Source organism: Streptomyces recifensis, from assembly GCF_002154615.1.
GTDB lineage: Bacteria > Actinomycetota > Actinomycetes > Streptomycetales > Streptomycetaceae > Streptomyces > Streptomyces griseoluteus.
Genome location: NZ_MUNH01000087.1, coordinates 1 through 4,943, shown reverse-complemented (window position 1 = coordinate 4,943; position 4,943 = coordinate 1). Strand labels below are relative to the sequence as shown.

Genomic DNA, 4,943 nt, shown 5'->3' with positions numbered 1-4,943 from the left:
CCCAAATCCAGAACCCCCCGAGCCCTCCCGCGTCGAAAACACCCTGTGCCCCTCGTCTCACCTGGGCAAAAGCACCCCTATGCGCGCCACGGGCGAGGGACGCCCCCCGTATCGTCGTAGAGCCGCCTCGCGAAGGAGCCCAGAATGACCGCGCCCGTCATCCACTCGCTGCGCGAACAGATCCGCGAGCACATCGTGGAGGGCATCGTCAGCGGCCGCTGGCAACCGGGCGAGCGCATCGTGGAGCGAAGGATCGCCACCGAACTGGAGGTCAGCCAGACCCCCGTCCGGGAGGCCCTCCGCGAACTGGAATCCCTCCGCCTCATCGAATCGGCCCCCAACAAGGGCGTACGGGTACGCAACCTGACCGCGGCCGACCTGGAGGAGAGCTACCCCGTCCGGGCCGGCCTGGAAGCCATCGCGGCGGAGCTGGCGGCCGACACCCTGGCGGAGAGCTGCGCGGCCCTGGAACCCCACGTCGCGGCCCTCTACGAGGCCGACCGGGCCGGGGACGGCACCGGCCAGGTCCGCCACACCGTCGGCTTCCACCGCGAACTCGTCCGCGCCGCGGGCAACTCGGTGTTGCTGCACACCTGGGAGGGCCTCGGCATCGAGGTCTTCACCGCGCTGTCGATCCGCTGGCTCGGCACCGTCCAGCAGTCCTACGCCGAGGAGCACGAGGAGCTGGTGCAGGCGTTCCAGCGCCGCGACCCCCGGATCGCCGAGCTGGTGAAGGCCCACGTCCTGGGCTGCGCGCCCCGCCCCTGACCCGGCTGAGCGACACCCCGCTCACCTGGGAAAACAAGGCACCGCGTGCCTGTAGGGAAGACACCGGGTGCCGACTTTCGCGTCAAGACCGGGATTTCACCCCCAAACCTTTGATCGATCATCGATCAGGGAGTTATTGTCACCGACGGACTTCTACCGAGTTCTCGCCCTGTCCTGCCAAAGACCAAGGGCAACCCCGAACCCTCACCCATGAGGGATTCCCCCTTCGACTGAGGAAGGCGGCGAGATGACCGACCCCAACGCCATCCAGCCGAGCGCGCTCGACCAGCTCCCGGACCGCGACCCCGAGGAGACCGCCGAGTGGCGCGCCTCCCTGGACGCCGTGGCCAGGGAAGCGGGCCCGCACCGCGCCGCGTACCTGATGCGGCGCACGCTGGAGCGTGCCGAGGCGGGCGGTGTCGCGCTGCCGAAGCTCCTGGAGACGGACTACGTCAACTCCATCCCCACCGCCGCCGAACCGGGCATCCCCGGTGACGAGGCGATGGAGACCCGGATCACCGCGTGGAACCGGTGGAACGCGGCGGCGATGGTGACCCGCGGCAGCAAGTACGGCGTCGGCGGCCACATCGCCACCTTCGCCTCGGCCGCGTGGCTGTACGAGACCGGCTTCAACCACTTCTTCAAGGGCAAGGAGTCCCCGGACGCCGACGGCTCCGGTGACCAGCTCTACATCCAGGGCCACGCCTCCCCCGGCATCTACGCCCGCGCCTTCCTGGACGGACGGCTGAACGAGGCGCACCTGGACAACTTCCGCCAGGAGGCGGGCGGCAACGGCCTGCCGTCGTACCCGCACCCGCGCCGGCTGCCCTGGCTGTGGGAGTTCCCGACGGTGTCGATGGGCCTCGGCCCGCTCTCCGCGATCTACCAGGCGCGGTTCAACCGCTACCTGACCAACCGCGGCATCAAGGACGTCTCCGCGTCCCACGTGTGGGCGTTCCTCGGTGACGGCGAGATGGACGAGCCGGAGTCGACGGCGGCCCTCGCGCTCGCCGCGCGTGAGGAGCTGGACAACCTCACGTTCGTCATCAACTGCAACCTGCAGCGTCTGGACGGGCCGGTCCGCGCCAACTTCAAGATCGTGCAGGAGCTGGAGGCCCAGTTCCGGGGCGCCGGCTGGAACGTGGTCAAGACGCTGTGGGGCACCGCCTGGGACGAGCTGTTCCAGCTCGACACCACGGGCGCGCTGGTCCGCCGGCTGCGCCAGGTGCCGGACGCCCAGATCCAGACGTACCAGACGCGCGACGCGGCCTACATCCGCCAGGACTTCTTCGGCGGTGACCCGGCGCTGGTGGAGATGGCGAAGCTGCTCGGCGACGACAAGATCCTCGAGTGCTTCCACCTGTCGCGCGGCGGTCACGAGGCCCGCAAGGTCTTCGCCGCGTACAAGGCGGCCGTCGAGCACAAGGGCGCGCCGACCGTGATCCTGGCCCAGACGGTCAAGGGCCACACCCTCGGTCCGGGCTTCGCCTCCAAGAACGCCAACCACCAGATGAAGAAGCTCTCGGTGGACGAGTTCAAGGCGATGCGGGACCTGCTGGAGCTGCCCATCTCCGACAGCGCCTTCGCCGACGGCCAGGTGCCCTACGGCCACCCGGGCGCCGACTCCCCCGAGGTGCGCTACCTCCAGGAGCGCCGCGCGGCCCTCGGCGGTCCGGCCCCGGCCCGCCGGGTGCACCCCGTCGCGCCGCTGCCCGCCCCGGCGGAGAAGGCGTTCACCTCCTTCGACAAGGGTTCCGGCTCGCAGAACGTCGCCACCACCATGGCGTTCGTCCGCCTGGTCAAGGACCTGGTCCGCGACAAGGAGACCGGCAAGCGCTGGGTGCCGATCGTCCCCGACGAGGCGCGCACCTTCGGCATGGAGTCGCTGTTCCCGTCGCTCGGCATCTACTCGCCCAAGGGCCAGACGTACGAGCCGGTCGACCGCGACCAGCTGATGTACTACAAGGAGGCCAAGAACGGCCAGATCCTCAACGAGGGGATCACCGAGGCCGGTTCGATGGCCGACTTCATCGCCGCGTCCACCGCGTACGCGACGCACGGCGAGGCGATGATCCCGTTCTACATCTTCTACTCGATGTTCGGCTGGCAGCGCACGGCCGACCAGATGTGGCAGCTCGGTGACCAGCTCGGCCGCGGCTTCCTCGTCGGCGCGACGGCGGGCCGTACGACCCTGACGGGCGAGGGCCTCCAGCACGCCGACGGTCACTCCCCGGTGATCGCCGCGACCAATCCGGCCGCGCTGACGTACGACCCGGCGTTCGCCTACGAGGTCGCCGCGATCGTCAAGGAGGGTCTGCGCCGGATGTACGGCGAGGCCGCGCCGGGCGAGGACAGGGACGTCTTCTACTACCTGACGGTCTACAACGAGCCGATGCCTCAGCCGGCCAAGCCCGCCGTGCCCGGCATCGACGAGGGCATCGTCAAGGGCCTGTACCGGTTCAACACGGCCGAGTCCGCGGGCGTCACCATCCCGGCGAACGCCCCGCGCATCCAGCTCCTGGGTTCGGGTACCGCGATCCACTGGGCGCTGGACGCGCAGCGGATGCTCGCCGAGGAGTGGGGCGTGGCCGCCGACGTGTGGTCCGCGACCTCCTGGTCCGAGCTGCGCCGTGACGCGATGGACGCCGACGCGGCCCTGCTGCGCGGCGAGGAGCGGGTGCCGTTCGTGCGCCGGGCGCTGCAGGGTGCCGAGGGCCCGGTCCTCGCGGTCTCCGACTACATGCGCCAGGTCCCGGACCAGATCGCGCAGTGGGTCGACCAGGACTGGTCCTCGCTCGGTGCGGACGGCTTCGGCCTCTCCGACACCCGCGCGGCGGCCCGCCGGCACTTCGGTGTGGACGCCGAGTCGATCGTGGTCGCGGCCCTGGCCCAGCTCGCCCGGCGCGGCGCGGTCAAGGCGACGGCGGTGAAGGAAGCCCGCGAGAAGTACGGTCTGTGACCGCTTAGGGTCCGATGAAGGGGTACGGCGTGCTGCCGTACCCCTTCCTCCTTTTACCGTGCCGTTCCGCGTGCGGGGTGGGGGTGGAGGCCCGATGCTGGTGGCGTGATGGACGAGACGGAGTTCTGGGAGCTGATCGACGCCACCCGCGAGGCCGCCGAGGGCGACCCCGAGGAGCAGGCCGACCTGCTGGTGGACCGGCTGCTCCAGTTCGACCCGGACATGGTGCTGGACTTCGCCCGTCACTTCGAGGCCCGCTACAACCGCGCCTACCGCTGGGACCTGTGGGGCGCGGCCTCGCTCCTGCTGGGCGGCGCGAGCGACGACGCCTTCGACTACTTCCGCTGCTGGCTCATCGGCCAGGGCCGCGAGGTCTTCGAGGGCGCCCTCCACGACCCCGACTCCCTCGCGGAACTCCTCGACGAGTTCGACGACGAGATGGACGGCGACGGGGAGGAACTCGGCTACGCGGCGGACGAGGCGTACGAACGCCTGACCGGCACGGTGGCCCCCGACCTGGGCATCGCGCCAGCCCCCGGCGAACCCTCCGGCACCCCGATCGACTTCGAGAACGACGGCACCCTGGCGGACCGGTACCCAGCCCTGTGGGACCGCTTCAGGCCCTAGGGCGGACACGCCCCAGCGGGGTGCGGCCCTGGAGGCGGGCCGCCTTCGCCCGGATCGCGGGGAGGGCGGCGGTGAGGGCGGCGCCGGGGCAGGTGGTGGCGTAGCCGGTGTTGTGGCCGGCGACGGCGGGGAAGGTGGCGGGGGCTCCCGCGCGGTAGCGGCTGAGGCCGCTGGTGGAGGTCAGGCGTACGCGGGCGCGGGGGTCGGTGTCGGAGAGGCCGAGCTTCCAGGCGGCGAGCGCGGCGATGGCGTCGGTCATGGCCGCGGGTACCTGCGCGCCCGCGGTGAAGGTGCCGAGCGCCGCGATGCCCGTCGAACGGTGGTTGAAGCCCTGGCTGTGCGCCCCGGTGACCGCCCGGTCGGCACCCCCGGCGCGTCCCTCGTAGAGGGTGCCGCAGCGGTCGACGAGGAAGTTGTAGCCGATGTCGTCCCAGTGCCGGGCGCCGGTCTGGCCGGAGTACAGCGAGCGGATGATGCGCGGGGCGTCGGCGCAGTCGTAGTCGTTCGGCGAGGCGGTGTGGTGGACGAAGACGGCGACGACCCGGTCGTCGTAGCGCGGCGGGGGCTGGCGGCGCAGGGTGGCCGGGTC

The 4,943-nt window shown here is 71.1% G+C and carries 4 protein-coding genes; 3 read left to right on the top strand and 1 reads right to left on the bottom strand.

Annotated features, from left to right (window positions below; genetic code table 11):
* Nucleotides 1–144: 144 nt before the first annotated feature.
* The 3 genes from CCN33_RS05750 (at nt 145) to CCN33_RS05740 (ending at nt 4,354) form a co-directional block, all read left to right on the top strand.
* Nucleotides 145–768: a GntR family transcriptional regulator gene (locus CCN33_RS05750; protein ID WP_086691788.1), complete on the top strand. Its 624-nt coding sequence runs from the start codon at nt 145–147 to the stop codon at nt 766–768.
* Nucleotides 769–1,015: 247 nt separating this feature from the next.
* Nucleotides 1,016–3,727 (top strand): pyruvate dehydrogenase (acetyl-transferring), homodimeric type, encoded by a 2,712-nt coding sequence (aceE, locus tag CCN33_RS05745; RefSeq protein WP_086691786.1) that lies wholly within the window; start codon nt 1,016–1,018, stop codon nt 3,725–3,727.
* Between the two features lie 108 nt (nt 3,728–3,835).
* Entirely contained in the window at nt 3,836–4,354 is a 519-nt protein-coding gene (locus tag CCN33_RS05740) for a DUF4240 domain-containing protein (RefSeq protein ID WP_167387780.1), read from the top strand.
* Here the strand turns inward: CCN33_RS05740 and CCN33_RS05735 are convergent.
* The coding region (locus CCN33_RS05735) for a peptidoglycan recognition protein family protein (RefSeq protein ID WP_244173692.1) at nt 4,344–4,943 on the bottom strand (600 nt) is incomplete at its 5' end. The genes CCN33_RS05740 and CCN33_RS05735 overlap by 11 nt on opposite strands.

Bases quoted from the DNA above. Each gene is read 5' to 3' on its own strand.
- CCN33_RS05750 (WP_086691788.1), top strand. From the start codon at position 145: ATGACCGCGCCCGTCATCCACTCGCTGCGCGAACAGATCCGCGAGCAC.
- CCN33_RS05740 (WP_167387780.1), top strand. From the start codon at position 3,836: ATGGACGAGACGGAGTTCTGGGAGCTGATCGACGCCACCCGCGAGGCC.
- aceE (WP_086691786.1), top strand. From the start codon at position 1,016: ATGACCGACCCCAACGCCATCCAGCCGAGCGCGCTCGACCAGCTCCCG.